The sequence below is a fragment of the Paenibacillus sp. FSL H8-0259 genome, from assembly GCF_037963255.1.
Lineage (GTDB): Bacteria > Bacillota > Bacilli > Paenibacillales > Paenibacillaceae > Paenibacillus_AQ > Paenibacillus_AQ phytohabitans.
Genome location: NZ_CP150147.1, coordinates 7,709,407 through 7,735,630, shown reverse-complemented (window position 1 = coordinate 7,735,630; position 26,224 = coordinate 7,709,407). Strand labels below are relative to the sequence as shown.

The following is a 26,224-nucleotide window of genomic DNA, read 5'->3' as shown; positions in this document are numbered from 1 at the left end:
CATGATCAGAGCCCTATTTTGGATCTGGTATGGAGTCGGCGCTCTGCTGCTGATCTGGTTTGGGATTCCGGAAAGTCTGAGCTTTTCCAATGGTTTGTTTCTAGTCTTTTATGGTGCATATGCCGCGCATTTATTATCCTCCGGGCAGGCTTGGCCCTTCATGTCTGACTGGTCAGTCATATCTATTGAACGCCGCCGTAAACTTTCCATGTGGCGTGCTGCAGGCCTGATCTGGATGGGAGGAATGGCAGTCGAATGGGTCGGCGTTCATTCAGGCCGGTTGTTCGGTGAGTATCACTACTCTACGGTGCTCGGACCTTTGTTGTTTGGCGTGCCTGTTACGCTGGGCTTCGCCTGGATCGCTGTCGTCTGCAATGCCGTACTTATCAGCTATGATTTCGGGCAGCGCGGCTTGCTCTTGCGGCTGCTGCGGGCTGTTCAGGTTGGCTTCTGGACGGTGCTTCTGGATCTGGTGCTTGATCCTGTTGCCCATGCCAGAAACTTCTGGCACTGGGAGGGCGGCGGCGGCTTCTATCAGGTGCCCTGGAGCAATTTCGGGGGCTGGCTGATTGCCGGCGCTGCCTTGTCCATGCTGCTGCCGGCTGTGCCGGTTACCTGCCTGGCGGCCCGCCGCGGTACCCGTCTGTACCAGGCGATTCTGATTCTGTTCGGTCTTATCAGTCTTACAGAGGGTCTGCCGGCTTGTGCAGTGATTGCCGGATTAGGCACTGCTCTGGCGGAAGGGAGCTTGCGTTATGCTGGAAGCCGTCAAGTCGGGAAGCTTTGACCGCTTGTTCTACCGCTATAATTCATTTTATCTGCTGCGCAGGCATTTCCATTCCATCGGAATATGCGGGGATTTGCAGCCTGCAGCGGCCGAAGGCAGAGGCATTCTCTATCTCATGAATCACAGTTCCTGGTGGGATGGCCTGCTCGCCTATCACGCGGCAGGGAAATTGGCGGGAAGCAGGCACTACTTCATGATGGAAGAGGAGCAGCTGCGCAAATATGCCTTCTTCCGGAAGCTTGGCGCCTACTCCATTAACTCCGCCAGTACGGGAGACTTGCGGGCTTCATTGCGTTATACAGCGGGACTGCTGCAGGCGGGAGAGAGCGTCTGGATGTATCCGGAAGGTGAGATCCTGCCGCTGGAGCATCGTCCATTGAGCCTGAAAGAGGGGGCGGCACTGGTGCTGCGTCTCAGTCCGCTGACTACGGTAGTGCCGGTAACGCTATATCATGGCCTGTTCCGCCATACCAAACCGGAAGCGACACTGCTCGCCGGAACCCCGCAGCTGCTGCCTTGGGCCGACATGGACCGCTCAGACATTGCCCGCAGCCTGGAGGCTGCGCTTGGTGAACAACTGGAGGCACACCGCAATCGGATTCTTAATCATAAAGGTTACATGCCGGAAGAATTCAGGCCGCTTCTGAAGAGGGGAAGATCCACCAATGAATGGCTTGACATGCTGAGGCCGGGCAGGGGGAGCCGATGATCACGGTCTTACAGATCATATCGGTTGTGCTGCTGCTCCAGCTGCTGTTTGCGGTGTGGAATGCAGCGCAGCTTCCCAAGCTGGGCGCGGGGATTAGCCGAGAGGCTTCAGAAGTACATCCGGTATCGGCAGCATCAGCAGTACGGCGCCTGTCCGTGCTGATCCCCGCACGGAATGAAGCGGATAATATTGCGGACTGCCTAACCTCTGTGCTGGCTTGCAGCTCCAGTGGAAGGAAAGTGGAAGTAAGAGTGCTGGATGATTCCTCGGCAGACGGCACAGGAGCGATTGCCGCTGCAATCCTTGGAGACAGGGCAGCCGTTCTGCGGGGACGGGAGCTGCCGGAAGGCTGGCTGGGCAAATCCCATGCCTGTGCCCAACTGGCGGAGGCTGCAGAGGGTGACTGGCTGCTGTTTTTGGATGCGGATGTCCGGTTGCAGCCGCTGGCTCTGGAGGCGGCCTTCACTGCGGCCGAAGCTCAAGGCGGCGGCATGGTCACAGGATTTCCCCGCCAGGTTACCGGCACATGGCTGGAGCGGCTGGTAGTTCCCCTGATGGTCTTCACGATCATCTGCCACCTGCCGGTTCCGCTCGTCCGCGGTTCAAGAGACCCGCGTTTTGTTGCGGCACATGGGGGCTTCATCCTGATCCACCGGGATACTTATACCCGCTGCGGCGGGCATGAATCGATCCGTGGTGAACTGGTCGATGATATGGCGCTGGCCCGTGCGGTGAAGCGGGCAGGAGAACCGGTGATCCTCGCAGATATCACCGGTCATGCTTCAATGCGGATGTATCACAATGCCAGGGAAGTGTGGAACGGCTACCGCAAGAATATCTATGCCGGTACCGGCCGCAGCCCCGTGCTTCTGCTGGCTGTGCTTACAATGTATTTATCACTCTATATGCTGCCGGTTGCAGCAGTCTTATACTATTGCATGACCGGACAGCCTTCATCAGCAGTTATGCCGGCTGTTGCAGTGCTGACTGGTATCGCCATCAAGCGGACCAGTGATGCGGCCGGCAGGCAGCCGGTCTGGTTCTGTTTGCTTTTGCCGGCCGGTATACTCTGCTTGTCCTTAATTGCCGTGGCATCCTGGCGCGGAAGCCGGTCCCGCGGGGGCTACGAATGGAAAGGTAGGCGTTATTTATGAAACCGAAGGCTGTGATTATAGGTGCCGGATTCGGAGGGCTGTCCTGTGCGGTAACACTGGCCGTCAAAGGCTGGGAAGTAACCGTCCTGGAACGGCAGCAGCAGCCGGGCGGCAAGCTGCAGCGTGTCGAAGCGGGAGGATACATGTTCGACCGTGGCCCGAGCACCATTACGATGCCGCATGTCTTCCGTTCGTTGTATGAGCTTGCCGGGACCCGCATGGAGGAGTATGTCCGGCTGTATGAACTGGAGCCGCGAACCCGCAATGTATTTACTGACGGCTCAATTGTTGATTTCTCCCGCAATATCGGGGCTATGCAGGAGGAAATTGCGTCTTATAGTCCTGAAGATGCTGTGCGCTATCCAGACTTTCTGGCCGAGGCCTCGCGTCTATACGAGCTCAGCGGGCAGCAGTTCCTGAACAGGCTGCTGCTGTCCTGGCGGGACAAATTATCGCCGTCTCTTGTACGGGACCTGCTGCGCGTCAGGCCTTTTCTTAATCTTCATGCCCTGCTGCTCCGTTATTTCAGTCATCCGAACACCCTGGCTATGCTGGGACGTTATGCCACATATGTCGGTTCCTCGCCGTATCGTGCGCCTTCGATATTTGCGATGCTTGGATATCTGGAGATCAGGGAAGGGGTCTACGGTGTCAGGGGCGGGACCTATGAGCTGATCAAAGGCTTAACTACACTTGCCCGGGAGCTGGGCGTACAGCTGGTTACAGGCACCGAGGTTACGGGGATTTCGGTAGTTTCCGGCGCTGTGGAAGGGGTGGATACGGCTCAAGGGTTCTATCCGGCCAAGACTGTTATAGCCGGCGGTGATGTGCTGAGCATCAACCGTATGCTGCTGCCCGAAGAGAACCGTCCGGGCATGACAGACCGCAAGATTGAAGCCTACGAGCCGTCCTTGTCCGGGCTGGTAACACTGGCGGGAGTGCCGCGCAGATATGATACCCTGCTGCATCATACGGTTTTTTTCCCTGAGAATTATGAACAGGAATTCAAGGATATCTTTGAGCATAAACGTCCTCCGCAGCAGCCTGCGGTCTATGTATGCCACTCGGGTTATTCCGAGCCTGAGCTGGCGCCGCCGGGCGGCAGCAATCTTTTTATACTGGCCAATGCGCCGTATCTGAGCCCTGCCTGTGACTGGAACGAAGAAACCGCTGCTTACGGGGAACATGTGCTGTCCGTGCTGGAGGGCCATGGAATTACAGGGTTATCCCAAGCGGATGTCCTGCAGCGTTATACCCCCCGGGATATCGCTGACGATACTCTCGCCCACCGGGGGGCCATTTATGGGATATCCTCCAATTCAGCGCGGCAGACCTTCTCCCGCCCGGGGAACCGCTCCAGGGACGTTAAGGGGCTCTGGTACGTCGGCGGAACTACACATCCCGGAGGAGGGACGCCAGTTGTATCCTTGTCCGGAAGGCTGGTGGGGGAGTATATTGCCGGGAGTCAATAAAAGACAGAAGAAATCCGCCTGTGTCAACTGCCGGGCGGTGTTGTGCTATAATGAAATGTACTTGTGCTTAAGAAGCCTATAAGTAGCGTCTCACGCTACCGGACATATATGAATACAGGGTAGAACGGAGGAAGACAGCATGAATCATATGCCGCAGGACGGTGTGCCGCGAAGTCCGGAGCAGCAGCCGGGCACAGAGTACGGGTCAGCATCGCGGGCAGCAGGCACTGAGGGACATAAATCTCTGCTGCCTGACTCCAGAACCGGGGAGCGCAAGATTGAGCATGTGCGGCTCTGCCTGAATGAAGACGTTGCCGGCAGCGGAATTACAACCGGCTTCGAGCAGTACAGGTTCCGCCATAACGCACTGCCGGAGCTGGACTTTGAGGAGATCGGGCTCGGTACGGAATTTCTCGGCCGGGGGCTGCGGACACCGTTGCTGATCAGCTCCATGACCGGGGGGAGCGAGGCGACCGGGCACATTAACGCCCGGCTCGCCGAAGCGGCCGAGCGCCGGGGCTGGGCCCTCGGCGTGGGTTCTGTCCGCGCCGCTGTAGAGCGCGCAGAGCTGGCGGCTTCTTTTCATGTGCGCGATAAGGCTCCCACGATTCCGGTTATAGCCAATGTCGGGGCGGTACAGCTCTCCTACGGCTTCGGTGTAGAAGAGTGCCGCCGCGCGGTAGAGATTGCCGGGGCAGACTGGCTGGTTCTGCATCTGAACGGGCTGCAGGAGGTATTCCAGCCGGAGGGAGACACCGGGTTCGCTTCCCTGCTGAAGCGGATAGAGGCGTTATGCCGTAACCTTGAGATACCGGTAGGTGTCAAAGAGGTAGGCTGGGGCATTGACGGAGAAACCGCAGCCCTGCTGTATAATGCTGGTGCTGCCTTTATCGACGTTGCAGGTGCGGGCGGCACATCCTGGAGCCAGGTGGAGAAGTTCCGCAGTACGGACCCGGTACGGCGCGCGGCTGCGGAGGCCTTCGCGGACTGGGGGATTCCCACGGCGGAATGCATCGGAGAGGTGCGGGCCATCTCGCCCCGCGGCGCGCTGATCGGCAGCGGCGGGCTGAAGCATGGTGTGGATGCCGCCAAGGCGCTGGCGCTTGGGGCCGATCTGGCCGGCTTCGGGCGGAATCTGCTGGGTCCGGCCGTCAGCTCCGAGGAGGCACTGGACCAGGCGCTGGCACAGGTTGAACTGGAGCTGCGCACGGTCATGTTCGGCATCGGTGCGCCGGATCTTGCTTCCCTGCGCGGTACCCCGCGTCTTATACGGCGCTAGAAGCAAGCCTATGAATATGGAATTAAAGGAAGGGCTAAAAAACAATGATTAAACTGGTCCAAATGGACGAATCGACTTTTCAATTTTTCTTAAGACAATCCACCCGTGATTACGCAGAGGACAAAATAAAGGCCGGAGCCTGGGATGCTGAGACCGCCATGAAATTGTCCCAGGAAGAAATGACACGTTTCCTGCCCAAAGGACTCTACACAGAGGGAGCTTATCTCTATTCTATAGTAGAGGCTGAGAGTGAAGCTGAGGCCGGGTACATCTGGTTTAATGTGAACGAGAACCGGGGAATCCGGGAGGCGTTCATCTATGACTTTTATATTTTCGAACCTTTCCAGAGTAAGGGGTACGGCAAGCAGGCACTGGCTGCATTAGATGAAGAAGCCCGGAAGATGAATGTGACCCGGATCGGACTGCATGTCTTTGGCCAGAATGACCGTGCTTTTGAGCTGTACAAAAAAATGGGCTTCCTGGTTACGGATATTACGATGTCTAAAATGCTATAGGTGCAGGGCAATTAGCTGCAGTTTTTCAATCTAGTCAGTCAGACAGACAGGCGGATTCTGCTTTGGAATGGAGAGTCCGCCATTATCGTATATGGAGACTCCGCGAGGGGTCTTTTTTGAAATATAAGAATTTTATATGTTTCACGCTATCAATTATCCTTCTAATTTTGGAGAAACGGATGCCGCCTCTTTCAGAGGACGATGAAGCCGTTTCTTCTTGCTGAATGGATACGCCGGGGTTCCGGGAAAGTAACGGAGTATTATTCGGGCTAAGGCCTCACTGTATGGAGATTAGACACATCCCCTTGACATCCGCTGTTGCTGGAGGTTTTGTTCTAATATATAATGGTTTAGATCAGTACGGTAATTCATGCGGTGATCAATTCAACCGAAAATAGGAGTTGTCATATAAATGGCTTTGAAAGCTGGAATCGTTGGACTTCCCAATGTAGGGAAATCGACATTGTTTAATGCTATAACACAAGCGGGGGCGGAATCCGCCAACTATCCTTTCTGCACCATTGACCCGAACGTGGGTGTCGTGGAAGTACCGGACGAACGTCTGAATAAGCTGGTCGAGCTGGTGCAGCCGCACAAGACGGTTCCGACCGCTTTTGAATTCGTAGATATTGCCGGACTCGTGCGCGGTGCGAGCAAGGGCGAAGGTCTGGGCAACAAGTTCCTGGCTCATATCCGGGAAGTGGATGCTATTGTTCATGTGGTCCGCTGCTTCGTCGATGAGAACGTAACCCATGTTGACGGCAAGGTAAATCCGATCAGCGACATCCAGACGATCAACCTGGAGCTGATTCTGGCTGACCTCGAAAGCGTCGAGAAGAAGATCGAGCGTTCCCGCAAAAACATCAAGGGCGGCGACAAGAAATTCGCTCAGGAAGTAGAAGTACTGGAGCGCGTTAAGGAAGCTCTTTATCTGGATCAGCCTGCGCGCAGCCTGGAATTATCCGATGACGAGCGTCTGATCGTGCGGGATCTTCACCTGCTGACCCTGAAGCCGGTGCTGTATGCGGCGAACGTGGGCGAGGATGAAGTGGCGACTGCTGAAGAGAACCCGTATGTTAAGCAGGTACGCGAATTCGCAGCGGCTGAGAATGCTGAAGTAGTGCCGATCAGTGCCAAGGTGGAGGCTGAGATTGCCGAGCTGGAAGGCGAAGACAAGGCGATGTTCCTGGAAGAGCTGGGTCTGCAGGAATCCGGGCTTAACCGCCTGATCAAAGCGGCATACAGACTGCTCGGACTCTACACCTATTTCACAGCGGGCGTGCAGGAAGTCCGTGCGTGGACTATCCGCAAAGGCACCAAAGCACCTGGAGCGGCCGGAGTTATTCATACGGACTTCGAACGCGGATTCATCCGCGCTGAAGTAGTAGCTTATACGGATCTGGTAGCAGCAGGCTCGATGAACGGTGCCAAAGAGCGCGGCCAGCTGCGTCTGGAAGGCAAGGAATATCTGGTGCAGGACGGCGACGTTATGCATTTCCGCTTCAACGTATAGACCATTTAACGTATAGACCATTTATAGTGTAGGGCAGAGAGGCCATTCAGAGTAGAGTTTATTACTTGCTGAATGGTTTCTTTTTGAATAAGGATAAGGATAAGGGTCAGCTCCTATTTGTGGAAAACCCGAAAAGGCGGCTTCAGAAGCCGGGGGTACGATGAACAAGGGTTCGGCTGGGACAGTGGCAGACGGCGAGCGTCTGCGGTCTGGTCTACCGTCTGGTCTGTCGCTACCGCCTGCCGCCTGCGGCGGAAAAGCAGTTGGATAATCTCCACTTGCTTATGAACAGAGTGACCCTTGCCAGGAAGTAGATGGAAAAACGCAGACTGTTGAAAAAGTCGATTTTCAAGCTGCTACATTCCCGGGAATTCCTAAATAGTGGTTAAAATCAGAAGATCTATCGTTTTTCATACCCAAATGAAAAACGCAGGCCTCCTTTTTAGCTAAATGCCGGGCTATTTTCTTCAGGTTCTGCGTAATGGCTGTCATCAACGCCTGCTCCTGTGCCTTGGCTTTGCCTCGCATCCGGCATCGACGGTACCCATGGAGGTTTTTGGCATCAGCAAAGCTACGCTCAATGGTTTGAGCGCGGTACTTGTAGATCTTTTCGCCTTCCGGGCTTTTCTTGTTTTGCTGCACTCTTTCTTTAAAGTCCTCCCATACATGCCGCTGAATCAAACGCTGGTGCTTCTGGTTTTCGGTACATTGCGTCAATTTCGGGCAGGTCGCGCAGTGCCCTTTGGCCGAGACATACTCATCATAACCATAGCGGTTTGTCGTTCGGTACGTGAGTTCTTGTCCTAAGGGACAGACATATACATCTTTTTGCGCATCATACGTGAAGTCTTCTTTCGTATAAAAGCCAGGTTTGCTAGGTGGTTTACGCTCGGCAATGACCGTCATCCAGGAGATCGTTTGCTTGCAAATGTGGGGGACCATGTAGCCTGAATCCAAGGCGATTGCCTCAAGCGTGTCGCCAAAACCAAAGGTCTCCAGTTGCCGTTTTAAACGTTCCATATACACCGTGGAATCATTGACATTGCCTGGCGTCACATACACATCTGTAATCATATTGTATTTGTGGTCCACCGTCCGGTGGTCCAGGTAAAAGAACCCTTCCGGTTTGTTCTTCCGGCTCATGTAGCCGCTCTCGGGATCGGTTAGGCTCGCCTTTTCCTTTTTCGGTTGCTCCTCTGCCGCTCTTTTACGTAGAGGAGCCAGGGGCTTTTTTCCATGAGCCTCCCGGCTTTCCTGGACAGCCCGGTCCAACTCCTGCAGATAGGCCTGAGGCGACCCGCTTGTGATTTGCTGCGTGTAGCGATTGTTATTGGCATTGGCCTCGATATGCGTCGAATCGGTGATGAGAAGCCGTCCCGCAATCATGTGGTGAGAGATCGCAAGCCGTACTACTTCGTCGAAAATATCCTGGAAGACGGTCGTTCCCTTGAATCGTCGATTGCGATTCGAACTAATCGTGGAGTGGTCCGGAACGGGGTCGCTAAGGCCCAGGCCCAAAAACCAGCGGTAGGCCAGGTTCACACCAATGTCTTTCTCCAGAATCCGTTCGGAGCCGATGTTAAAGAGATAGCCAACCAGCATCATTTTGAATAGACGGATGGGGGGGATCGAGGGTCGCCCTTGGGATTCGCTGTAATAGGGGCGCACGATTTCGGTGATGAACGAAAAATCCACATGCTTTTCGACCAACCGAAGGAGGTGATCGGGGGGGACCAATTGGTCTAAACAAACAAGCTCCATTTGATATTTCCCTCTATCTCCGTGATCCTTTTCGTTTAACATAAGACACCGCGCTTTCCAATAAAGTTACCTATATTATACTAAATTAACGCGGTGTCGTGTGAAATAAAGACTTTTTCAACAGTCTGAAAAACGGCACTTAATATTCAGCCAAATAGATCACTTTCGAGAAAACGTCTGAAATTTAATGACGTTTATCCAATTAAATTCCCTTTAACGCTGCAAAACACCGAAATTAAGATACGTTTTTCCAACTATTAATATCCATGGGAATGAGGCCGGGAGCGGCATCAGATATTTATTCAGTACCGGGTTATTTTGTAATCAGGACAAGCGCCTGATGCATAACTTGGCTGCAGCTTTTACATCATAAGGTGGCGCAGCTCAGGATTCAAAAGATTTCCTGATTCCGCGCTTTGTACTGTAGCCAATTGGCTGGAGTGGTGGTATAATATAAAGTCGTATATCTATTTATGTTGTATCGACAATGTTAAGTATGTATAACCGAAGAATTTGAATCAGGAGAGGTGAATTCCCTTGTTGGACCGATTGCAATCCCTGGCGGACCGCTATGAGAAACTCAGTGAACTGCTTTGTGACCCGGATGTTGCAAACGACAGTAAGAAACTGAGGGACTATTCCAAAGAACAATCCGACTTGCAGCCCGCCTTTGAGGCGTATAGCGAATATAAAAATGTAATGGAAGAGCTCGAAGCCGCCAAGATGATGCAGGCTGAGAAGCTTGATGATGAAATGAAGGAAATGGTCAAGATGGAGATCGACGACCTGTCCTCGCGACAGGTGGTTCTGGAGGAGAAGATCCGTCTGCTCCTGCTCCCCAAAGACCCTAATGATGATAAGAATGTAATCGTGGAAATCCGCGGCGCAGCCGGCGGGGACGAAGCAGCATTGTTTGCCTCTGACCTGTACCGGATGTATACCCGTTATGCCGATACCCAGGGCTGGCGCGTAGAGCTGATGGATGTGAACACGAACGATCTCGGCGGATTCAAGGAAGTTATCTTCCTGATCAACGGCCGCGGCGCTTACAGCAAAATGAAGTTCGAAAGCGGTGCGCATCGTGTGCAGCGTATTCCTACAACCGAATCCGGCGGACGAATTCATACTTCAACTTCTACCGTTGCGGTTATGCCGGAAGCGGAAGAATTCGAAATTGAAATTCATGATAAGGACATCCGTGTCGACACCTTCTGTTCCAGCGGCGCGGGCGGACAATCCGTTAATACGACCAAGTCTGCGGTGCGTGTAACCCATGTACCTACCGGTATCGTAGCTACCTGTCAGGACGGCAAGTCCCAGAACTCCAATAAAGAGAAGGCGCTGCAGGTGCTGCGTGCCCGTATCTCGGATCTGAAGCGTCAGGAAGAAGAAGCCAAGTACTCCGGAGAACGGAAGAGCAAAGTAGGAACCGGGGACCGCAGTGAGCGTATCCGTACCTACAACTTCCCGCAGAGCCGTGTAACGGATCACCGGATCGGCCTTACCCTGCACCGTCTGGAGCAGGTCATGAACGGAGATATCACCGAGATCATCTCGGCACTGTCTATTGCGGAACAAGCGGAATTGATGGAAAAAGGAGAATAATGCTTTGAAACACGACTCTTACGTCATGTCGGAATTGCAAAGCATCCGGGAAGCCTTTGCGGAGGCTTCTTCTTTTTTGGCCGGGCACGGATGCAATGAGCCGCAGCGCAGCAGCCAGCTGCTGCTGGAGCATGTGCTGGGCTTGTCCGGAGCGGCATATTATATGGCGCTGGCTGATCCATTCCCGCCAGCGCTCAAGGCGCAATGGGAAAAACTGGTCACCCGCCGGGCGGCGGGTGAACCGGTGCAGTACATCATAGGCGAGCAGGAATTCTACGGCCGAGCCTTCGAGGTTACGCCCGATGTGCTGATTCCGCGTCCGGAAACGGAGCTGCTCGTCGAGGCGATTCTGCGCTACGGCGCGGAGCTGTGGCCGGACGGGACGGTTGCGGTGCGGAGCGAAGCCGCGCAAGAAGCCGATGGGCCCGCGGGGGGAAGAGCCGCGGGCGGTCAGGCGCCGGGGCCTGCGCGGAGCGAAGCCGCGCAAGAAGCCGATGGGCCCGCGGGGGAGAGAGCCGCGGGCAGTGAGGCGGCGCGCCCGCGCGCCGTGCGTCCGCTGACCGCCGTCGACATCGGCGCCGGCAGCGGAGCGATCTCCGTCACGCTGGCGGCGGAAGCGCCGGCGTGGCGGGTCTGCGCCGGCGACATCTCGCCCGGCGCGCTGGCCGTGGCCGGGCGCAATGCGCAGCGGCTCGGCACGTCCGTTGACCTGCGGCTCGGCGATCTGCTCGAGCCGTTCGCGGGGATGGAGACGGATATTCTCGTCTCCAACCCGCCGTACATTCCCGGCGGCGACATCGCCGGGCTGCAGCGCGAGGTGCGCGACCATGAGCCGCGCACGGCTCTGGACGGCGGCGGGGACGGGCTTGATCCCTACCGCCGCATGATGGAGCAGCTGCCGCTGCTCCCGGCTCCGCCGCGCCTGGTCGGCTTCGAGCTCGGCCAGGGACAGGCCGGGCAGGTAGCTGAGCTGCTGGGGGCGGCCGGCCACTGGAACGAGATCATCACGATCGAGGATCTCGCCGGAATTCCCCGGCATGTGCTGGGGATCGCCCGCTAGCGTCCCCGTCCTGGATGCGGCTGCCAGTAGGCAGAAACCGCCAAACGGTGAAATTGTATTTATGCTGCCCCTTCCTTTACAATAGAAATGACGGGACCTCTGTATGCGGCTGCGGCCAGGTGACAAGAGGAACCAGTACTGAGTAAGGAGACAGAATATGCTTCAGAAGATTAAGAAGATAGACGGCGTCATCCTGGTCATTCTTGTGCTGCTGATGGTAGTCAGCATTTTCTCCATATACAGCGTTACCCACGGGCGCGACAAGCTGGACGGATCGCATATCAAAATGATCAAATTCTATATCCTGGGCTTCATCGCCTTCATTGGGCTCACCTTCGTGGATTATCGTCTGCTTGTTAAATATGCGCTATATGTTTACGTTACAGGCATTGGGATTCTGGTGCTGGTCAGCTTTATCGGTACAGAACAGAATGGCGCGCAGGGCTGGATTAAATTCGGGAGCTTCAGTCTCCAGCCCGCCGAGCTGTTTAAGCTGATACTGATCCTGTTTCTGGCTGCGGTGCTGGTCCGCAAAAATAAGAATAAGCTGCTGTTCTGGCGCGATGTCGTGCCGCTGGGTCTAATGAGCCTATTGCCGTTTTTGATCGTACTAAGCCAGAATGACCTTGGGAATGCGCTCTCCTATATCGTAATTCTGGTAGGCCTCCTCTGGATCGGCAATATCAAGTTCACGCATGCGCTGATCGGGCTGTTAATTATTGGCGGAAGCGCCGCTGCCGGAATCATGAGCTACATTCATTACCACGATGAAATTAAGGATTTCCTGACAGATATCGGCCGTTCCCACTGGGTAGAGCGCTTTGATCCATGGCTGGTGCCGGAAGAAGCGACGGCCAAGGCAAGCTATCATACTAAAAACGCCAAAATCGCCATAGCCTCCGGCGGTATGAGCGGCGAAGGCTATATGGAAGGCAGCTCGGTACAGACGGATCGTGTGCCGTATACGTATTCTGATTCGATTTTTGTACAGATTGCCGAGGAGTTTGGCTTTGTCGGATCGGCGCTGGTGCTGCTGCTCTACTTTATCCTGATTCACCGGATGATTCTGATTGCACTGGAGTGCAAGGACAGGGGCGGGCCGTTTCTGATTGTCGGCATTGTCGCGATGATGCTGTATCAGATTTTTGAGAATATCGGTGCCTTCATCGGCCTGATGCCGCTGACCGGGATTACGCTGCCGTTCATCAGCTTCGGGGGGACCTCACTCCTGATCAACATGGCCAGTATCGGTCTGGTAATGAGTGTACGCCTGCATGGTCAAGAGGTAGAGGAAGATTTGCCGAGTCCTACAATCTATTCTTCTCCGGTCAAGCAAGGCTAACTGTATACTATAATATCTCTGATTCAATCAGAGGTAATCCGCATGCCGGGGCTCTTCGAAAAGGAAGGGTTCCGGCATTTTGTTTGTCTGTACGCTAGTACAACATCAGAACTTAAGAAGTGAGTTGATTCTCAAGCATGCAGCGATGGATGTGTTCAGTTTCAAGGGGGAATTCAGTGATAGTTGTATTCTGTACAATTAAAAACAGCGAAGAGGGTATGGTCGCACCGTATAACTGTATTCTGTACAACTAAATCTGCCCGAATCGCCGAGAACCCAGCTATATGGAGGAATTAGGTGTACGAAATACAACTAAACGGATAATTGGTTGAAAGTCAGACGTTTTAGCTGTACAAAGTGCAATTAAGCTACCGCATATCCTGTAAGTGAGGCAATTGGATCACTCCAAGCCTTCGGCAAGTGATTAACCAGAATGGTTGTCACCTCATTAGTTTAAAGCTGATGCTATTCCCCGGCTGGCAACGATCACATAAATTGTATTTACGCCCCCACTTGTCTTACAATGGAAATTAGTGGATTCGGTTCCCTGGGTATACTACAGCAGGCCGGTCCATAATTCGCGTAGGTTAAGGAGTATTCCGATGTTACAGAGAATCAGACGGATTGACGGCTCCATCGTATTGATTTTGCTCTTGCTGATGTGTGTCAGTATTTTCTCGATATACAGCGTGACTCACGGGAGAGTTGACCTGGATGGCACACACATACGGATGATTCAGTATTATGTGCTGGGTTTTGTTGCTTTTTTTCTGCTTACCCTGTTTGATTACCGCCTTCTGGTCCGGTATGGACTCTATATTTACATCCTTGGGATCGGTATTCTGCTGCTGGTCAGCTTTTTCGGCAAGGTAAAAAATGGCGCCCAGGGCTGGATCGGCATCGGTGAATTAAGCCTCCAGCCGGCGGAGCTGTTTAAGCTGATCCTGATTCTTTTTCTGACCACTGTACTTGTCCGCAAACAAAGAAATCCGCTGCGCTTCTGGCGTGACGTGGTGCCGCTTAGCCTAATCGCCCTGGCGCCGTTCGCGCTGGTCATCATCCAGAATGATCTGGGCAATGCGCTCAGCTATATCGTGATTCTGCTTGGGCTTTTGTGGATCGGAAATATTAAATTCTCACATGCGCTGATCGGGATGGTTATTCTGGCGGGATCGGTGCTGGGCTTCATTCTGTGCTATGTCCACTATCATGAGCAGACGGTAAGCTTCATAGAGCAGACACTGGGCCGGGATCACTTCGTCAGGCGCTTTGACCCCTGGCTGGTACCGGATCTGGCAAGCAGCGATGCGAGCTATCAGACCAAGAATGCCAAGACGGCGATTGCCTCGGGCGGCCTCAGCGGCGAAGGTTATCTGCAGGGCGGCACGGTGCAAAGTGACCGGGTGCCTTATCTGTATTCTGAATCGATTTTCGTGCAGATCGGCGAAGAATTCGGCTTTCTGGGTGCAGCGGCGCTGCTGATGCTCTTTTTTATCCTGATCCACCGATTAATTGTGATTGCCCTGGAATGCAGGGACCGCGGCGGCCCGCTCCTGATTGTCGGAATCGTAGCTATGCTGCTGTATCAGATTCTGGAGAATATCGGGGCAATGACCGGGCTGATGCCGTTGACGGGGATTACGCTTCCGTTTATCAGCTATGGGGGAACCTCGATTCTGATTAACATGGCCTGTATGGGGATTGCCATGAGTGTGCGGCTCTACGGGCAGGATGTGGAGGATGATCTGCCGCTTCCGCTGCCCAAGCTGAGAGATGAGACTACTTTATTCTCAAAATCATAGATTACTAGGTTTGCAGTCTCTCATTCCCGGACATACTGGGAACATAAGAGTTTCAGAGGGAGAGGGGCTGCGCAAGATGAATAACGATCAGCTGGATAAAAGGGATTCCCTGCGGATTACATTCAAGTATACTGCCATTTTAATTTGTTTTTTTATGATATTGATGATGGCCTGGGAAGGGCAAAAAAGCGATGCTGCCGTAGCGGAGGTATCTATTCCGCAGGAGTCGATCCGTCTGCGTATTCTGGCGAATTCGGATGGTGCGGGAGATCAGCTGGTCAAACGCCAGATCCGCGACCAGGTGGTGGAGCAGATTAACCAGTGGGTGGCCGGACTGGAGGATCCCCAGAGTCTGGAGCAGGCGCGGGCGCTGATTCAGAGTCATCTCCCGGAACTGAATGACCTGGTGGGCGGAGAGCTTGCGCGGCGGGGAATTGATTATAGCTATAAAGTCGAACTGGGCACCGTACCTTTCCCGACGAAAATGTATGGCGGACGGGTCTATCCTGCCGGGGAATATGAAGCGCTGCGGGTCACGCTTGGCGCAGGCAAAGGTCAGAACTGGTGGTGTGTGCTGTTTCCGCCGCTCTGCTTCATTGATGCCGGCTCCGGTGATGCGGCAGCTGCGGAACCCGCTGCAGCCAAGAAGGCTTCGGCGGTCTCCGCTAAAGCTTCCGGAGACGGAGCCAAGGTGAAAACGGCGGATGGCGGGGTTGATAAGACTGCTTCCGGTATTACGGCTTCGGCCGGCGGGGACGGTGGTACGGACGCTGATGCAGAAGCGCCGAAGGTGAAGTTCTTCGTATGGGAGCTGCTGCAGAATTTGTGGAGCTGGATCTGCGGATTGTTCGCCTAAGCTTCCGGGAATTTGCGGAATGGCGGTTTACGAAATCTACAGTTTTCCTGCCGGATATGGTACGATAAATGCAGAACTTGAGCGGAAGTGGCTGCGGCTCCACCTGGTGGAGCCGTTTTTGGCTTTTTCCGGACGATGCAGTATTGAAGTGTGAAGTGATTAAACAGGAAAGCTTGTGATGAAATGACAGAGCCTAAGGATTCTTCGTTTGCGGTTCAGCGCCGGAGCGGCAATATAGATGCAACTCTTTATTGGAGTTTGACGTCCGGGATTACCGGACCCGGACCTGCTGCGGGGCAGGACATACCCTCTGTTCCATCAGCAGAGAGTGACAGGGAGGCAATCGCTGCTGCAGCAGCTATGCTGCGGAGCGGGGGCACCGTTGCTTTTCCGACCGAAACGGTCTACGGATTGGGGGCGGATGCCCGGAATACCCCGGCAGTAGAAGCGGTATTCGCGGCCAAAGGCCGCCCCTCCGACAACCCGCTGATCGTGCATATAGCCCGGCGGGAAGAGCTGGAGGGCCTGGTCATAGGAGTGCATCCGGTCGCCTCGGCGCTGATGGATGCCTTCTGGCCCGGCCCCTTGACGCTGGTGCTGCCGGTCCGGCCCGGCGTCCTCTCGCCGCTGGTTACGGCAGGGCTGGATACGGTCGGCGTGCGCATGCCGGGTCATCCGGTGGCGCTGGCGCTGCTGCGCGCCGCGGAATGCCCGGTTGCCGCGCCCAGCGCCAACCGCTCCGGGCGGCCGAGTCCTACGCTGGCCGCCCATGTGATGGAAGACCTCGCCGGATATATCGGCGGGGTTCTGGACGGCGGCGCGGCCGGGGTCGGCCTGGAGTCGACCGTGGTGCAGGTGCAGCCGGACGGGACGGTAGCGGTGCTCCGTCCCGGGGGCATCACCGCCGAGCAGCTCGCGGCGGTGGCGGGTACCGGGGCTGTGGCCCCAGCCCCGGCCCTGGCTCTGGCGGACGCTGCCGCCGGACATTCCGGCGGCCAGTCCCAGGCTACGCCGCCGCAGGTGAGCGGCGGCGGGACGGGCGGCGCTGCTGCGCAAGCCGCCGAGGGCAGCCCGGCGCCGCGCGCGCCGGGCATGAAGTACACGCACTATGCCCCGCGCGGCGCGCTGGGCATCGTACGCGGCTCCTCCCCGCAGCGCGTGGCGGAGACCGCCGCAAGCCTGCTGCAGGCGGCGCAGCGGGAGGGCGGGATCACGGGCCTGCTCCTCTTCGAGGAGCATAGGGCCCTGTATCCCGCCGACCCGGCCGCCTGCGTAGTTTCTCTCGGCTCGTTAGCCTCGCCGGAGGAAGCGGCCCGCTCCCTGTATGCCGCCTTGCGGCGCTTCGATGAGGCGGGAGCGACCTATATTCTGGCCGAGGCCTGCCCGGTCACGGGCCTCGGCGCTGCCATAATGAACCGGCTGATGAAAGCCGCCGGTGAAGCGGTGATCGACGCCGGTTAACAGCCTCTTCCCGGCTCTGCTATCCGCCTCATAGTCATGAATACCATCTTGTCCGCATATCGTTGTTGTACAAGAACTTACGGACTTTGGGGGTATATTCATGGGCATAGGCGGAATATATGAGGGCTGGGGCCAGCTCGTAACAGTTGCCATTATGGCAGTTGCGCTTGGAATGGATGCGTTCTCGCTCGGTGTAGGGATCGGGATGAAGGGTATCCGTCTGCTGCATGTGCTGCAGCTCAGTCTGCTCATTGCTTTTTTTCATGTGCTTATGCCGCTGCTCGGCTTGTTCACAGGCAGCTATGTCGGCCATCTGCTGGGTCAGGTGACCACCTATGCCGCCGGGGGGCTGCTTGTACTGCTGGGCGGACATATGATTCTGAATTCATTCCGCAAGGGTGACGGCGGGAGCCGGGCGGTGGATCACCGGACGGTATGGGGCATGCTGCTGATCTCGCTCAGTGTAAGTGTAGATTCCTTTTCGGTCGGGGTTTCACTGGGAATGTTTGTGAATAGCATAGTTATTACAGTGCTGGCCTTCGGTGTCTGCGGCGGCATGATGTCTATTACCGGACTGCTGCTGGGCAGGAGAGTAAGCCGCGGGCTCGGGGATTACGGTGAAGCACTGGGCGGAGCTATACTTCTGGCGTTTGGCTTGCTGTTCATCTTCTGATACAATAACGGAAATACAAATAAATAGAACATTTCATTGTTCAGTTCATTCGGAAGTTGTGGATTATCCGAAATTATATTTTTACCGGAGGTGGAAAGTATGCTGCATATTTTATTCGTCTGCACAGGAAATACCTGCCGCAGCCCTATGGCTGAAGGTCTTCTGCGGAAGCTGGCGGGAGAGCGGGGGATCGATGTGGAGGTGCGGTCTGCCGGAGTTTCCGCCATTTCAGGTACTTCCATATCCAGGCATGCTGCCGGAATCCTGCAGGATGAAGGCATTGAAGATCGTATAGTATCCTCGCAACTGACCGGAGAGGCTGTCTCTTGGGCTGATCTGGTGCTTACCCTGACCGGAGGACATAAGCGGCATTTGCTGCAATATTTCCCTGACGCAGTTAACAAGACTTATACTCTTAAGGAATATGTGCATACGCAAGAGTCTGTGAACGCCGATATCCGTGAACTGGATAGCCTGTATGCAGATGCCGAACTCAGCATTTCGCTGGGCGGAGAGCCGAGCGCCGCTGATATGCAACGGATTATTGAGATCCGGCAACGGATTCCGAGCTTCGATATCAGTGATCCGTTCGGCGGCTCCCGTGAAGATTATGAGCTGACGGCTGCTGAGATCCGGACTGCGTTGTACAGTTTACTGGATAAGCTGGAATCCTTACGGCGGTTGTGAAGGTGGTTGATTTTTCGCCGTCTATCCCTTAAGATGAAATAAATATTATCCGGTTCCGGTGTAACTGGCGACAAGTGTGGATCAAACCACGATGGAGCACCTGGAATAAACGGCCGGTCGCCTGGGCAAAAGAGCACATCCGCAGCTAAATCTGCGGACTGCTCTTTTTTGTTTAAATGTCGTATCTGTAGTGGGAATTGTGGGCATTATCAACGCTTGAAGGGGGCGGTAAGATGGACGAAGTCCGTAAGCAGGATCTATGGGGAGAGCGCGCGTCCGGTGCGCCTTCAGCAGCCGGGCAACAAGCGGACAGTGCAGAGCTGACCCTGGACGCCGCAGCTGCGGCGGTAGTCCGCGAACTGGCGGAAGCGGGTAAGCTCGGTCCGGGTAAAATTCTCGTCGTCGGGGCCAGCACCAGTGAAGTGGCGGGTGTGCGGATCGGCACCGGAGGTGCGCTTGAGGTTGCACAGCTGCTGCTGCAGGGGATTACGCAGGCCGCTGCTGAATTTGGCTTTCATCCCGTGTACCAATGCTGCGAGCATCTGAACCGTTCGCTGGTGATGGAACGTTCTTTGCTGGAATCACTGGGGCTTAGGGAGGTTTCGGCTGTGCCGGTTCCGGGAGCCGGAGGTTCCATGGCTGCGGCCGCTTACCGCTCTATGACAGATCCGGTGCTGGCCGAGACTATAGAGGCCCACGCCGGTATTGATATCGGGGAGACGCTAATTGGCATGCACCTCCGCCGCGTAGCCGTACCTTTCCGGCCTAGCCTGCGCTATATCGGGGCAGCCCGGGTGAACGCAGCATGGAGCAGACCGCCGCTGATCGGCGGCGAACGGGCAGTGTACCGCACGCCGGAGACAAGCGGCTCCGCGAATTGTGACTGAGAGCAGCGTATATAACTGGTTTCGTCTTAACACCACATAAATTAGAGTAACAGGGAGGAAATAAGAAACATGGAACAACTACGTAAGAGTGACCCGGCAGTACTGGAAGCGATGGGCTTGGAACTGAGCCGTCAGCGTGCAAACATTGAACTCATTGCTTCAGAGAATATTGTAAGCGAAGCCGTAATGGAAGCCATGGGCTCCGTGCTTACGAACAAATACGCCGAAGGTTATCCCGGCAAACGTTATTATGGCGGCTGTGAAGATGTGGATATCGTGGAGAACCTGGCCCGTGACCGTGCCAAGCAGCTGTTTGGTGCCGAGCATGTCAATGTGCAGCCGCATTCCGGTGCACAGGCCAATATGGCCGTTTACCTTGCCGCGCTTAATCCTGGCGATACCGTACTGGGTATGAATCTGGCGCATGGCGGCCATTTGACCCACGGCAGCCCGGTTAATGCTTCCGGTATCCTGTATAACTTTGTGGCTTATGGCGTACAGGAGGATACTTTCCTGATTGATTATGACGAAGTGCGTAAAGCAGCCTTCAAACACCGCCCCAAAATGATCGTAGCCGGAGCAAGCGCGTATCCGCGGACCATTGATTTTGCCGCACTCGGTTCCATTGCAAATGATGTGGGTGCCTTGTTTATGGTCGATATGGCTCACATTGCCGGATTGGTTGCAGCCGGTGTTCATCCGAGTCCGGTTCCTCATGCCCATTTCGTTACAACAACTACGCACAAAACCTTGCGCGGTCCACGCGGAGGGATGATTCTGTGCAGACAGCCATGGGCTGCTGCTATTGATAAAGCGGTCTTCCCGGGTTCCCAAGGCGGACCGCTCATGCATGTCATTGCGTCCAAAGCTGTTTCCTTCGGTGAGGCGCTGCAGCCATCGTTCAAGACCTATGCCGAGAATGTAGTGAAGAATGCCAAGGTTCTGGCAGATACGCTGATCGGCGAAGGCGTTAATATTGTTTCCGGCGGTACGGATAACCACCTGATGCTGCTGGATACCCGTAATCTGAGCATTACCGGCAAGGATGCGGAGAAGGTGCTTGATTCCATCGGAATTACAGTCAACAAGAATGCGATTCCGTTCGATCCTACCAGCCCGTTTGTAACAAGCGGTATCCGGATCGGTACACCTGCTGTTACATCACGCGGTATGGACGAGCCGGCTATGGTAACGATCGGCCGGATTATTGCGAATGTGCTGAAGAATCCGAAGGATGATGCTAATTTGACCCAGGCTGCACGTGAGGTGGCCGAGCTTACTGAAAAGTATCCGATCTATCCCGAATTGCAGTATTAATATTAAGCTGCTTATTCTGCCTTTGCGGGTCCGGTTCCACCGGATTCCGCAAAGGTTTTTTTGATAGGTGAGATTTCAAATGTTTTGTGGCCGGTTTCTGTTGCATAATGTTCACAAATTATAGTAAGAAAATGGTATGAATTATCATGTAATAATCATGAAAGTTCATGGAATTTTCAATAAAAGTAGTGAAAGAAATGTGAATAGTATTAAAAGTGCCTAATGGCACAAACTAAGTTTTGTTTTATATCCAGAGGCTTGGGGGAATTTCCTAAACTTTCCGTGTAGCTATGAAATTTGCGGAGACTGCCTTTGCAGACGGTTTTCCCCTTCTGTAGGTGAAAAGCGGCCTTGGTGATGATATAATAGACAAGATTTAGCCACGCGGGAAGCAAAGCGCTTACTCTGGCTATAAATAAGACTTACAATTACCGGAGGGACAAAATGGGAAAATTGGTGATTTGCGATCATCCATTGATTCAGCACAAACTAACATTTATTCGCGATGTGCGGACCAACACGAAAGAATTCAGAGAGCATGTCGATGAAGTAGCAACACTTATGGCCTATGAGATTACACGTGATATCCCGCTTGAGACCATTACGGTGCAGACGCCGGTGGCTGAAACGCAGAGCAAAGTGATCTCGGGTAGAATGCTGGGACTGATTCCGATTCTGCGCGCCGGTCTTGGCATGCTGGAGGGTGTCCTGAAGCTGCTTCCAGCGGCTAAAGTAGGACATGTAGGGCTTTTCCGTGATCCGGAAACGCTGCAGCCGGTTGAATATTACATTAAGCTTCCTACAGACGTGCAGGAACGTGAACTGATCGTTATTGATCCGATGCTGGCTACAGGCGGCTCAGCCATTGCGGCCATCACCTCCCTTAAGAACCGCGGATGCACCCAGATCAAGATGATGAACCTGATTGCTGCTCCTGAAGGCGTCGCTGCGGTGCAGGCTGCACATCCGGATGTGGACATCTATGTAGCCGCACTTGATGATCATCTGAATGAGCATGGTTATATTGTCCCAGGCCTCGGAGATGCCGGCGACAGACTGTATGGAACCAAGTAATAATACCCTCGAGGTATTAATAGAACAAATACAATTTCTGTAGTCTTCAGAAGAGAGGGTAGGGGTTATGTCCAAAATTAAAGTAATGACGATTTTCGGAGTGCGCCCTGAGGCGATCAAGATGGCGCCTCTGGTTCTGGAACTGAACAGACACCCTGAGCAGATTGAATCCATTGTCTGTGTAACTGCCCAGCACCGTGAACTGCTTGATCAGGTGCTGGAGGTATTCAAAATTACGCCGGATTATGATTTGGACGTAATGAAGGACCGGCAGACCCTTAATGAGATTACTATCCGGGTGCTTGAAGGACTAGAGCCAGTGCTTCGCGAGGTCAAACCTGACCTGGTGCTTGTACACGGGGATACGCTTACCACTTTCCTGGCCAGCTATGCGTCTTTCCTGCAGCAAATTCAGGTTGGGCATGTGGAAGCAGGTCTTCGGACATGGAACAAGCTTTCGCCTTATCCGGAGGAAATGAACCGTCAGCTGACCGGCGTGCTTGCCGATCTGCACTTTGCCCCGACCGATTGGTCAGCCGGCAACCTGAGACACGAGAACAAAAAAGAATCAAGTATTTATATCACAGGCAACACTGTAACTGATGTGTTTCAATATACCGTACAGCCGGACTACCGGCATCCTGTACTGGATTTTGCTTCAGGAAAAAGACTTATTTTGATGACGGCGCACCGCAGAGAATCCCAAGGCGAACCGCACCGTCATATTTTCCGTGCTGTCAAAAGAATCGCTGATGAATTTGAAGATGTAGCCATTGTGTATCCTGTGCACCCGAGTCCTGCAGTGAAGGAACCGGCGCATGAGATCCTCGGCGGACACCCTAGAATTAAGCTGATTGATCCGCTGGATGTCGTTGACCTGCATAATTTTTATCCGCATACCCACCTGATATTGACCGATTCCGGCGGCCTGCAGGAGGAAGCTCCCTCCTTTGGAGTTCCCGTGCTTGTGCTGCGTGATACAACCGAGCGCCCGGAAGGGATCGAGGCCGGAACATTGGAGCTTGTGGGGACGGACGAGGAGAAGGTGTATCAACGGACACATGCTCTATTGACCGATCAGAATCTGTATCAGTCCATGAGCCGGGCCGCCAACCCGTATGGAGACGGCAAAGCCTCCGAGAGAATTGTCAATGCGATTTTGCACCATTTCGGAGCTGTTAAAGAACGTCCGGAAGAGTTTCACAGAATGTTCACAAATAATAAATGATGGCACGACAACTAATATACTAAAGTAAATAAAAGCAGCATACAGTGAAACTGTACGGTTTATATGGTTTTGGTATGTTTTGCTGTGATTATTTTCATGTTTTCAAGCACTTTTGAGCAATTTTCGGTGAATTGACAAAGAGTCTGGATATTCAGTAAAATTAGTTGGGATTGTAGCCTATGAAGGAACAAAAGAACGAGGCCGGCCTGGGACGTATTGCTTTGGTTCTCGGGGGTGCAGGCAGCTTGCTTGCCGCTTACATTGTTATAGGTTTTTTTGTGGCAAGGTGGCTGCAGAACCTGATGGACGGACCTAAGCTTTGGCTGGCCATCGGAACAATTGCCGGGATGGTTCTCGGGGTTGTGAATGTTGCTTTGCTAATCAAAAAATTTCTGGGGGAGCAAAATGGATAATATGACTCCCGTAATCAATACCGTTACCAGGGTGACAGTAATCATTATGGCAGGCTTGTTAATGGGATGGGCTCTTCATCATGAGACCCGTGCAGTTACTCTGGGCATGTCGCTGGGCTTGCTGGCAGGACTCGTTAACTTTCGTTATCTTGCCCTCAAAGTAAGAAGGGTGACACAGGCGGTTGCGGATAAACAGAAAAGTTCTTTCAGCCTTGGTTTCGCTACAAGAATCAGTTTCGCTATTCTGGTCACCATGTTTTCGGTCAAAATCGAGCATTTCTCGCTGGAGGCAACGATTGCCGGCCTGTTCATCCCCCAGCTTCTATCTATTCCCGTGGGGATATATTTAGGAATCAAGAATAAGCTGTAGCCATATTAAAGAGAAAGGGGGATGATACTATGCACGAAATGCCTTTAATCTATGTTGGCGGAATACCGATTGACTTGTCAGCGGTACTGATGCTGGTGATCAGTTCGGTGATCGTGTTCGCTCTGGTCATGCTGTCCGTCCGCAACCTGTCTGTTGATAATCCGTCACGACTCCAGAATTTCATGGAGTGGGTCGTTGAATTTGTACAGGGACTGATCAGCAGCGCCATGGATTTGAAGAAAGGGAAGCCTTACATATCACTGGGATTGACGCTGATACTGTTTATCTTCGTCTCCAATCTCCTTGGTCTGCCGTTTTCCTTCATTACAGAAGCCGAAGGTCCGGTTCACATTTTTGGACATGTTATCGAAGCAACCAAAAATCTGACACATGGCGAGCATGTAGAGATTCTGTGGTATAAATCGCCGACTGCAGATATCAATGTAACCGCCGGGCTGGCGATTGTCGTGTTTGTACTAATGAACTATTTGGGAATCAAGCTGAATGGAAAACATTATTTCAAACACTATATTGAGCCGTTCCCGATCTTCTTGCCGCTTAACATCATTGAGAACCTGGCGAAGCCGGTGGCGCTTGCCATTCGTCTATTTGCTAATATTTTTGCCGGCGAGGTTCTGATCACCGTAATTCTGAAGCTGGGGATATTCAGTATCCCGTTCCTGGCTGTCTGGCAGGGCTTCAGTATCTTTGTTGGTGCGCTTCAGGCGTTTATCTTTACGATTCTGACGATGGTGTACATCGCGCAGATGACGATCCACGAGGAAGAAGCACATTAATGAACTGCCGTGAGGATAGCGGCAGCCGCCGGAATACTCTTCGCGGGAGATTTTTATATCATTAAGTCATTACAAAAAGAACCGAAATTAAAGGAGGATATTTACAAATGGAATTTTTGGCAGCAGCAATCGCGGTTGGTTTAGGCGCACTCGGTGCAGGTCTTGGTAACGGTATGATCGTCAGCAAAACAGTTGAGTCCATCGCTCGTCAACCGGAAGCACGTAACGCACTGCAGACAACAATGTTTATCGGTGTAGGTATCGTGGAAGTTATTCCTTTGGCCGCTACAGTTATCGCATTCCTGATCATGTTTACTTAATAAACCGTTTTTACGGTTTGGCGGGGAGGGCAAGTGCCATCCGCGCCTTACTTTTGTATATGTCCGCATGCCGCGGTAACGGAAAGGAGTGACCTCAGTGACTATCGTTTGGACAAATATATTGTTTTCCATTATCGCCTTTGGGATCCTGTATTTCCTGCTCAGCAAATTTGCATTCAGCAAGCTGTTCGGAATTATGGAGAAGCGCCGCGAAATGGTGCTGCAGCAAATGGATGAAGCAGCCAAGACCAGAGAACAGGCGGTCGCTTACGTAGAAGAACAGAAGCAGGCTCTGCAGCAGGCACGCCAAGAGGCGCAGGCTATCATTCAGCAGTCCCAGGTTACAAGCAACAATCAGGTTGACAAGCTTCTGGATCAGGCTAAAGCTGAAGCTACCCGCCTTAAGGACGAAGCAGTCCGTGATATTGAGAGCGAGAAGAACAAGGCTGTGGAAGCTTTGCGCAGCGAGCTGGGTACAGCATCGGTCCGCATTGCATCCAAGCTGCTTGAAAAAGAAGTTAAGGCTGACGGCGAACAGGAACAACTCGTTGATCAATACCTCAAAGAGGTAGGAGGCCGACCATGAGCCGCGATACGGTAGTTGCCAAACGCTATGCCAAAGCCTTGTACAGTGCAGCAGTGGATGAAGGCATTACACTTGAAGTGGAAGCCCAGCTTAGGTTAGTAGTCGAAGTGCTTCATTATGATGCAGAGGTGAAACAGTTCATTCTGGCACCGCGCATCTCGCAATCCGACAAGCTGAATGTGCTGCGCGGAGCGCTTAAAGGTAAAGTCTCGGAAGCGGTAATGAACATGGTAGAACTGCTGGTAGAGCGGGGCAGAACCGATATTTTCGCAGAACTGCTGGCCACGTACGTCAAGATAGAAGGGGACGCCCTTGGCATCGGCGATGCTACTGTCTACTCCGCCTATTCTCTGAATCAAGAGGAACAGGATAGTGTAGCGGCAGAGTTCAGCCAGCTTACAAACCGCAAGATTCGTGTTACCAATGTGGTGGATAAGAGCCTGCTAGGCGGACTGAAGGTCATCATCGGCGATACGCTGTATGACGGCAGTCTATCCGGCAAGCTGGAGCGTCTTGAGAAATCCTTTAATGATAAGCAAAGAAGATAGGGGTGAGG

At 53.6% G+C, this 26,224-nt stretch carries 26 protein-coding genes and 1 riboswitch; of the genes, 25 read left to right on the top strand and 1 reads right to left on the bottom strand.

The window, feature by feature from the left end; translation table 11 throughout:
- The first annotated feature begins 1 nt into the window (after nucleotide 1).
- The 7 genes from NSU01_RS33275 (at nucleotide 2) to ychF (ending at nucleotide 7,429) form a co-directional block, all read left to right on the top strand.
- Entirely contained in the window at nucleotides 2-787 is a 786-nt protein-coding gene (locus NSU01_RS33275; protein ID WP_076246034.1) for a carotenoid biosynthesis protein, read from the top strand.
- Nucleotides 756-1,496, top strand: a complete 741-nt coding sequence (locus NSU01_RS33270) for a lysophospholipid acyltransferase family protein (protein WP_042140265.1) — start codon at nucleotides 756-758, stop codon at nucleotides 1,494-1,496. Before NSU01_RS33275 ends, NSU01_RS33270 begins: the two co-directional genes overlap by 32 nt.
- Nucleotides 1,493-2,650: a glycosyltransferase family 2 protein gene (locus NSU01_RS33265; RefSeq protein WP_042140264.1), complete on the top strand. Its 1,158-nt coding sequence runs from the start codon at nucleotides 1,493-1,495 to the stop codon at nucleotides 2,648-2,650. Before NSU01_RS33270 ends, NSU01_RS33265 begins: the two co-directional genes overlap by 4 nt.
- Complete coding sequence (gene crtI, locus NSU01_RS33260) at nucleotides 2,647-4,122, top strand: phytoene desaturase family protein (RefSeq protein WP_076246036.1); 1,476 nt, start codon at nucleotides 2,647-2,649, stop codon at nucleotides 4,120-4,122. Before NSU01_RS33265 ends, crtI begins: the two co-directional genes overlap by 4 nt.
- Before the next feature lie 139 nt (nucleotides 4,123-4,261).
- Nucleotides 4,262-5,401: a type 2 isopentenyl-diphosphate Delta-isomerase gene (gene fni, locus NSU01_RS33255; RefSeq protein ID WP_081970319.1), complete on the top strand. Its 1,140-nt coding sequence runs from the start codon at nucleotides 4,262-4,264 to the stop codon at nucleotides 5,399-5,401.
- Between the two features lie 44 nt (nucleotides 5,402-5,445).
- A complete protein-coding gene (locus tag NSU01_RS33250) occupies nucleotides 5,446-5,916 on the top strand; it encodes a GNAT family N-acetyltransferase (protein ID WP_256703950.1) in 471 nt (156 codons plus the stop codon).
- A 412-nt stretch (nucleotides 5,917-6,328) separates the two neighbouring features.
- On the top strand, nucleotides 6,329-7,429 hold the full coding sequence (ychF, locus tag NSU01_RS33245; RefSeq protein ID WP_039309103.1) for a redox-regulated ATPase YchF: 1,101 nt from the start codon (nucleotides 6,329-6,331) through the stop codon (nucleotides 7,427-7,429).
- A 348-nt stretch (nucleotides 7,430-7,777) separates the two neighbouring features.
- Here the strand turns inward: ychF and NSU01_RS33240 are convergent, their stop codons facing one another.
- Entirely contained in the window at nucleotides 7,778-9,232 is a 1,455-nt protein-coding gene (locus tag NSU01_RS33240; RefSeq protein ID WP_076248992.1) for an IS1182 family transposase, read from the bottom strand.
- Between the two features lie 495 nt (nucleotides 9,233-9,727).
- On the opposite strand from NSU01_RS33240, the gene prfA reads away from it, so the two are divergent.
- From prfA to NSU01_RS33150, 18 genes are all read left to right on the top strand, one after another.
- A complete protein-coding gene (gene prfA, locus NSU01_RS33235; protein WP_039309100.1) occupies nucleotides 9,728-10,795 on the top strand; it encodes a peptide chain release factor 1 in 1,068 nt (355 codons plus the stop codon).
- Nucleotides 10,796-10,799: 4 nt separating this feature from the next.
- On the top strand, nucleotides 10,800-11,855 hold the full coding sequence (locus NSU01_RS33230) for a HemK/PrmC family methyltransferase (RefSeq protein ID WP_076246351.1): 1,056 nt from the start codon (nucleotides 10,800-10,802) through the stop codon (nucleotides 11,853-11,855).
- 157 nt (nucleotides 11,856-12,012) lie between these two features.
- Nucleotides 12,013-13,197: an FtsW/RodA/SpoVE family cell cycle protein gene (locus tag NSU01_RS33225; RefSeq protein WP_076246353.1), complete on the top strand. Its 1,185-nt coding sequence runs from the start codon at nucleotides 12,013-12,015 to the stop codon at nucleotides 13,195-13,197.
- Between the two features lie 602 nt (nucleotides 13,198-13,799).
- Nucleotides 13,800-14,999, top strand: coding sequence for an FtsW/RodA/SpoVE family cell cycle protein (locus tag NSU01_RS33220; RefSeq protein ID WP_076246355.1), 1,200 nt, complete (start codon nucleotides 13,800-13,802; stop codon nucleotides 14,997-14,999).
- 76 nt (nucleotides 15,000-15,075) lie between these two features.
- Nucleotides 15,076-15,855: a stage II sporulation protein R gene (spoIIR, locus tag NSU01_RS33215; protein ID WP_076246358.1), complete on the top strand. Its 780-nt coding sequence runs from the start codon at nucleotides 15,076-15,078 to the stop codon at nucleotides 15,853-15,855.
- A 183-nt stretch (nucleotides 15,856-16,038) separates the two neighbouring features.
- Nucleotides 16,039-17,316, top strand: coding sequence for an L-threonylcarbamoyladenylate synthase (locus NSU01_RS33210; RefSeq protein ID WP_076246360.1), 1,278 nt, complete (start codon nucleotides 16,039-16,041; stop codon nucleotides 17,314-17,316).
- Nucleotides 17,317-17,416: 100 nt separating this feature from the next.
- Nucleotides 17,417-17,989 (top strand): manganese efflux pump, encoded by a 573-nt coding sequence (locus NSU01_RS33205; protein WP_042140256.1) that lies wholly within the window; start codon nucleotides 17,417-17,419, stop codon nucleotides 17,987-17,989.
- A gap of 99 nt (nucleotides 17,990-18,088) precedes the next feature.
- Complete coding sequence (locus tag NSU01_RS33200) at nucleotides 18,089-18,676, top strand: low molecular weight protein arginine phosphatase (protein ID WP_042140255.1); 588 nt, start codon at nucleotides 18,089-18,091, stop codon at nucleotides 18,674-18,676.
- 50 nt (nucleotides 18,677-18,726) lie between these two features.
- Nucleotides 18,727-18,810, top strand: a riboswitch (ZMP/ZTP riboswitch).
- Nucleotides 18,811-18,909: 99 nt separating this feature from the next.
- On the top strand, nucleotides 18,910-19,563 hold the full coding sequence (locus tag NSU01_RS33195) for a TIGR01440 family protein (RefSeq protein WP_081970317.1): 654 nt from the start codon (nucleotides 18,910-18,912) through the stop codon (nucleotides 19,561-19,563).
- A gap of 69 nt (nucleotides 19,564-19,632) precedes the next feature.
- Entirely contained in the window at nucleotides 19,633-20,880 is a 1,248-nt protein-coding gene (gene glyA, locus NSU01_RS33190; RefSeq protein WP_076246363.1) for a serine hydroxymethyltransferase, read from the top strand.
- Nucleotides 20,881-21,324: 444 nt separating this feature from the next.
- Nucleotides 21,325-21,954, top strand: a complete 630-nt coding sequence (gene upp, locus NSU01_RS33185; RefSeq protein ID WP_020426095.1) for a uracil phosphoribosyltransferase — start codon at nucleotides 21,325-21,327, stop codon at nucleotides 21,952-21,954.
- A gap of 67 nt (nucleotides 21,955-22,021) precedes the next feature.
- Nucleotides 22,022-23,182, top strand: coding sequence for a UDP-N-acetylglucosamine 2-epimerase (non-hydrolyzing) (gene wecB / locus NSU01_RS33180; RefSeq protein WP_039309304.1), 1,161 nt, complete (start codon nucleotides 22,022-22,024; stop codon nucleotides 23,180-23,182).
- Nucleotides 23,183-23,361: 179 nt separating this feature from the next.
- Nucleotides 23,362-23,595, top strand: coding sequence for an AtpZ/AtpI family protein (locus NSU01_RS33175; protein WP_042140254.1), 234 nt, complete (start codon nucleotides 23,362-23,364; stop codon nucleotides 23,593-23,595).
- Nucleotides 23,588-23,965 carry an ATP synthase subunit I gene (locus NSU01_RS33170; protein WP_042140253.1) on the top strand — a complete coding sequence of 126 codons (378 nt, stop codon included), beginning with the start codon at nucleotides 23,588-23,590 and terminating at the stop codon, nucleotides 23,963-23,965. Before NSU01_RS33175 ends, NSU01_RS33170 begins: the two co-directional genes overlap by 8 nt.
- 29 nt (nucleotides 23,966-23,994) lie before the next feature.
- On the top strand, nucleotides 23,995-24,762 hold the full coding sequence (gene atpB / locus NSU01_RS33165) for a F0F1 ATP synthase subunit A (RefSeq protein ID WP_042140252.1): 768 nt from the start codon (nucleotides 23,995-23,997) through the stop codon (nucleotides 24,760-24,762).
- A gap of 107 nt (nucleotides 24,763-24,869) precedes the next feature.
- Entirely contained in the window at nucleotides 24,870-25,082 is a 213-nt protein-coding gene (gene atpE / locus NSU01_RS33160; RefSeq protein WP_036699216.1) for a F0F1 ATP synthase subunit C, read from the top strand.
- Between the two features lie 97 nt (nucleotides 25,083-25,179).
- On the top strand, nucleotides 25,180-25,668 hold the full coding sequence (atpF, locus tag NSU01_RS33155) for a F0F1 ATP synthase subunit B (protein ID WP_039309309.1): 489 nt from the start codon (nucleotides 25,180-25,182) through the stop codon (nucleotides 25,666-25,668).
- Nucleotides 25,665-26,216, top strand: a complete 552-nt coding sequence (locus NSU01_RS33150) for a F0F1 ATP synthase subunit delta (RefSeq protein WP_042140251.1) — start codon at nucleotides 25,665-25,667, stop codon at nucleotides 26,214-26,216. The genes atpF and NSU01_RS33150 overlap by 4 nt, the downstream gene beginning before the upstream one ends.
- The last annotated feature ends 8 nt before the right edge of the window (nucleotides 26,217-26,224 follow it).

Excerpts from the sequence above, each read along its gene's own strand:
- NSU01_RS33275 (WP_076246034.1), top strand. The coding sequence starts at position 2 with ATGATCAGAGCCCTATTTTGGATCTGGTATGGAGTCGGCGCTCTGCTG.
- NSU01_RS33270 (WP_042140265.1), top strand. The coding sequence starts at position 756 with ATGCTGGAAGCCGTCAAGTCGGGAAGCTTTGACCGCTTGTTCTACCGC.
- NSU01_RS33265 (WP_042140264.1), top strand. The coding sequence starts at position 1,493 with ATGATCACGGTCTTACAGATCATATCGGTTGTGCTGCTGCTCCAGCTG.
- crtI (WP_076246036.1), top strand. The coding sequence starts at position 2,647 with ATGAAACCGAAGGCTGTGATTATAGGTGCCGGATTCGGAGGGCTGTCC.
- fni (WP_081970319.1), top strand. The coding sequence starts at position 4,262 with ATGAATCATATGCCGCAGGACGGTGTGCCGCGAAGTCCGGAGCAGCAG.
- NSU01_RS33250 (WP_256703950.1), top strand. The coding sequence starts at position 5,446 with ATGATTAAACTGGTCCAAATGGACGAATCGACTTTTCAATTTTTCTTA.
- ychF (WP_039309103.1), top strand. The coding sequence starts at position 6,329 with ATGGCTTTGAAAGCTGGAATCGTTGGACTTCCCAATGTAGGGAAATCG.
- NSU01_RS33240 (WP_076248992.1), bottom strand. The coding sequence starts at position 9,232 with ATGTTAAACGAAAAGGATCACGGAGATAGAGGGAAATATCAAATGGAG.
- NSU01_RS33225 (WP_076246353.1), top strand. The coding sequence starts at position 12,013 with ATGCTTCAGAAGATTAAGAAGATAGACGGCGTCATCCTGGTCATTCTT.
- NSU01_RS33220 (WP_076246355.1), top strand. The coding sequence starts at position 13,800 with ATGTTACAGAGAATCAGACGGATTGACGGCTCCATCGTATTGATTTTG.
- spoIIR (WP_076246358.1), top strand. The coding sequence starts at position 15,076 with ATGAATAACGATCAGCTGGATAAAAGGGATTCCCTGCGGATTACATTC.
- NSU01_RS33210 (WP_076246360.1), top strand. The coding sequence starts at position 16,039 with ATGACAGAGCCTAAGGATTCTTCGTTTGCGGTTCAGCGCCGGAGCGGC.
- NSU01_RS33205 (WP_042140256.1), top strand. The coding sequence starts at position 17,417 with ATGGGCATAGGCGGAATATATGAGGGCTGGGGCCAGCTCGTAACAGTT.
- NSU01_RS33200 (WP_042140255.1), top strand. The coding sequence starts at position 18,089 with ATGCTGCATATTTTATTCGTCTGCACAGGAAATACCTGCCGCAGCCCT.
- NSU01_RS33195 (WP_081970317.1), top strand. The coding sequence starts at position 18,910 with ATGGACGAAGTCCGTAAGCAGGATCTATGGGGAGAGCGCGCGTCCGGT.
- glyA (WP_076246363.1), top strand. The coding sequence starts at position 19,633 with ATGGAACAACTACGTAAGAGTGACCCGGCAGTACTGGAAGCGATGGGC.
- upp (WP_020426095.1), top strand. The coding sequence starts at position 21,325 with ATGGGAAAATTGGTGATTTGCGATCATCCATTGATTCAGCACAAACTA.
- wecB (WP_039309304.1), top strand. The coding sequence starts at position 22,022 with ATGTCCAAAATTAAAGTAATGACGATTTTCGGAGTGCGCCCTGAGGCG.
- NSU01_RS33175 (WP_042140254.1), top strand. The coding sequence starts at position 23,362 with ATGAAGGAACAAAAGAACGAGGCCGGCCTGGGACGTATTGCTTTGGTT.
- NSU01_RS33170 (WP_042140253.1), top strand. The coding sequence starts at position 23,588 with ATGGATAATATGACTCCCGTAATCAATACCGTTACCAGGGTGACAGTA.
- atpB (WP_042140252.1), top strand. The coding sequence starts at position 23,995 with ATGCACGAAATGCCTTTAATCTATGTTGGCGGAATACCGATTGACTTG.
- atpE (WP_036699216.1), top strand. The coding sequence starts at position 24,870 with ATGGAATTTTTGGCAGCAGCAATCGCGGTTGGTTTAGGCGCACTCGGT.
- NSU01_RS33150 (WP_042140251.1), top strand. The coding sequence starts at position 25,665 with ATGAGCCGCGATACGGTAGTTGCCAAACGCTATGCCAAAGCCTTGTAC.